The 2,091-nt window shown below is 63.5% G+C and carries 2 protein-coding genes; one reads left to right on the top strand and one right to left on the bottom strand.

What is annotated here, in order from left to right:
- The first annotated feature begins 49 nt into the window (after positions 1-49).
- Entirely contained in the window at positions 50-1,771 is a 1,722-nt protein-coding gene (locus tag ACH2EH_RS05195; RefSeq protein WP_395139598.1) for a family 10 glycosylhydrolase, read from the top strand.
- On the opposite strand, the gene ACH2EH_RS05190 is transcribed toward ACH2EH_RS05195, so the two are convergent.
- Positions 1,768-2,091: FAD-dependent oxidoreductase (locus ACH2EH_RS05190; protein ID WP_395139596.1), on the bottom strand; the 324-nt coding region annotated here is incomplete at its 5' end. The genes ACH2EH_RS05195 and ACH2EH_RS05190 overlap by 4 nt on opposite strands.

The raw sequence follows: 2,091 nt of genomic DNA, 5'->3' as shown, positions 1-2,091 counted from the left end.
CGGATAAGTACCCCGAGTACTACCGTCCCTAAGCTGTAGAATAGTGGTGATGATTCCCCAAGTTGCTGTTCCTGCGGCGCAGACTGCGCTGCCCTTTCCTCACCTACCTGCCGTCTTGCTCGATGAGCCCAACACGGGCTACGGACTGGCGCAGGCACTCTGCAGGGAGCAGAAAGCGCAGGGGCGACTGCTCTGGGTGGATGCGACCGCCAATATAGACCGGGTGAACACGGCATCAAAGATTCAGGCACTCGTTGCCAAGATCAAGAGTGTGGGCTTTAACACCGTGGTCTTTGATGTCAAGCCGATCCTAGGGGAGACGCTCTACCCGAGCAAGTTTGCTCCCAAGCTCACCGAGTGGGTGCGGCCCTGGGCGACCTACAAGCTGCCCGCTGACTTTGATCCCCTCAAAGTCATGAGTGCGGAGTGTCGCAAGCAAGGCCTCAGCCTGATTATCGCCTTCAATGCGTTTTCCGAGGGGCACCGGGAGTTTCCCAAGAAGGGCCTCGCGGTTGAGAAGCCGCAGTGGCAGACCGTGCTCTATGAAAACACGGTTGCTGTTGAGGGGAACACGCTGGGCGAGTCGCTCCAAATGCTCACCGAGACGAGCAAGCTACCCAAACTCACGGCGGAGAGTTTTTCGGTCGCGCTCGACAAAGACGGCAAGCTCGTGGCGCTCTTTGAGGGCGCTTCCCTGGCGGCACTTGCCCCGAAACCCAGCGAGGGGGGGGCGTTTTTAGCGGCGGTTGGCGGCAAAGAGGCGGCGTGGTTGCGGGCTAAGAAGCTAGGGGAGACCCTGGCCCCAACAATTACGCCGCGTTTCGTCAAGCTCGGAGAGATGCCCCAGCGCCAGGTGCCGCTGATGACCAATCCGCACCATCCCGACGTCCGGCAGCGCCTGCTTGAGATTCTCGCGGAAGTGGCGCGGGGCTACGATATAGACGGCGTGATCTTCGATGACCGGCTGCGCTACGCCGCTCTCAACGCGGATTTCTCGGAGCTCGCCCGGCAGGACTTTGAGAAAGCTCTGGGCAAGCCGGTGGAGAGCTGGCCACAGGATATCTTCCGCTGGGAGGTCGCCTGGCCGGACCTAAGCCGCCGCTGGCCCGTACCCGGCCCGCTCTACGAGCAGTGGCTCACGTTTCGCGCCCAGACCCTGAAAAGCTTTGTCGCCGATGCCGCCAAGACCGTGAAGGCGATCAAGCCGCAGCTGAGCTTTGCCACGTATGTTGGCTCCTGGTACCCGGACTACCCGGAGCTGGGGGCAAACTGGGCCGCCGATGACCTGCAAGCGGGATTGCACTTTCTCAGCGACAGCTACCGAAGCGCGGGCTGGGCGGGCCTCACGGACTTTATGGTCACGGGCTGCTACTATAAAATCCCCACCCTGCGCGACGCGCTGGCTCTGGGGCGCAATATCGGCGACACCGTGGAGGCCGCCGGGCAGTTCTCGAATCGGGCGGTGGGGGATGCGACATTTGTCTATGCGGGCATCTCGCTGGAGCACTATAAGAATCGCCCGGAGGAGCTCAAGCGCACGCTGCAAGCCGCCTGCGCAACAACCCAGGGCATCATGTGCTTCGATCTCTCACACGATATCGAGCCGCTCTGGCCGATTTTCCAGGAGGCGTTCCAGACGCCGCTGCTCGCCCCCCACGCCGTCCCCGGGCTCCTCACCGAGCTGCGCCGCCGCCGTGCCCAGCAACGCGCCAGCGGAAAGCCCGAGCCCCCCGTCATCCTCTATCGGGGAACCTCGGGTACGGGGTTTTAAGCCAGATCGCGCATGGTAAAGCTCCGCGCGAAGCGCCTTGCAAGAGGGGGGACGGCGAGCACGGCGGCGATGAGTGCGCGTCTTGGATCGTACACGGGCAGGGGGCGGCCCATCTTAGTGTTGAACTCCGCCCGCTGCGCCACGCGCAGTGCCAGCCGACGGTGCGTGGCAAGCGCACAGTCGAGCTTCGCGGGCGTGCCGTCCCAGGCACGGGCGAGGGTTGCCGCGCCGAGAATGCCGAGGTTCATGCCCTGACCGCCAATCGGGCTGACGACATGGGCGGCATCGCCTAGGAGTGCGACACGGCCTTGCAGAAGCGT

The sequence above is a fragment of the Armatimonas sp. genome, from assembly GCF_043760365.1.
Classification (GTDB): domain Bacteria; phylum Armatimonadota; class Armatimonadia; order Armatimonadales; family Armatimonadaceae; genus Armatimonas.
The sequence above is the reverse complement of the archived record's forward strand: the minus strand, read 5'-3'. Positions and strand labels throughout refer to the sequence as shown.